Source organism: Nostoc sp. DedQUE08, from assembly GCF_034530895.1.
Lineage (GTDB): Bacteria > Cyanobacteriota > Cyanobacteriia > Cyanobacteriales > Nostocaceae > Nostoc.
In genome coordinates, this window is record NZ_JAVRCD010000139.1 from 1 (window position 1) to 1,250 (window position 1,250).

General features: G+C 36.6%; 1 pseudogene. It reads right to left on the reverse strand.

Going from position 1 to position 1,250, the window contains the following annotated elements:
• Positions 1–62: 62 nt before the first annotated feature.
• Positions 63–1,078: pseudogene (locus tag RMY64_RS36730) on the reverse strand (transposase).
• Positions 1,079–1,250 lie beyond the last annotated feature (172 nt).

Genomic DNA, 1,250 nt, shown 5'->3' on the forward strand with positions numbered 1-1,250 from the left:
ATAGGACTTACGCAACTGTCACAAGCAATGGCGCAGCGTAGCTGCGCTCCCGCGCCCAACAACTAAACGATAAACATGGGAACGTCCGGACGTTTTAGTTGTTGAACTAAATAATTTGACAACAATCCATGCTTGATTTGATAAATTGTTTGACCACTTTTATAAGCTAAATCTTTAAGTCGAAGCCAGACTAAAATAGCGCGAGGCTTTCATGATTTCTTTGAATACGACCCTTACGGCATTGACATGATTCAATACCAGTCAATTGCTTTAATTCTCTATGAAACTCCTCAACCTTCCATCGAACCTTACACACTTTTTGCACAACGTCCGTAGAGTTTTGAGATAAATCGTTTGTAGCGATAAAATCCGTTCTGTCGGTGGAGACAGTTACCCGGAATAGTTTCACTTTTTTAGCTTGTGGAAACTTTTTTATTTGAACTATTTTACCTGATTTTAACTCCTTCTCATTCCAAGATAATAATTCAATTTTTTTATAATCTTGTTGACCCGACGTATCATCAATAAGTCGATTACGTTTGAGAGGGCAATAATAATATTTACCTAAACCATCAACATATAGCATCAATTTATTTGTCGCATACCAAGTGTCCATCAAAACGCATTGAAACGATATAGCTTTATGATACACAAGGTTTTGCAGCATCTCCATTACATGGTCTATCTTTGTTTTACCATCTCTGTCTTGATCATAAATCCGATAGTCAACTACCCAAAATTTTCCGATTTCATAATTTACATATATACAATTTATTAGCCCAATCCCTTGGATTACACCATGCTCGTTGCCACTATATTGCCGTTTACTTGTCTCTATTTCTGTGGCGTGTCGTTTATCAATTACTGTGTCATCAAAGACGACATATGAGTTATTATTTATTCCGATGACATCTTTGACATTATCCCAAAGTAGACGTGGTGTTAGCTTTTCATTTTTGAGATAGCGATTAATTTTATCATGGCTAATCTGCTCTAGATGCTCTGCCAAATTGGTAAGAGTATAATTTATTTGACTACTTAACAAATACTGACAATAGTTAAGTTTAGTAAATCTCATAAATGACAGCTTTGATTTGAGCCACACTGTCTAAATTTTCTCATGAAAATTTGCACCGTGCTTCACTACTATCAATCACTGTTGCACGAGGCAGCAGCCTCTTGGTGCATCACACCTATTAATACTTATGTACTATAGAGAGCGATCGCTTGTGCCAGTTGCGTAAGTCCTA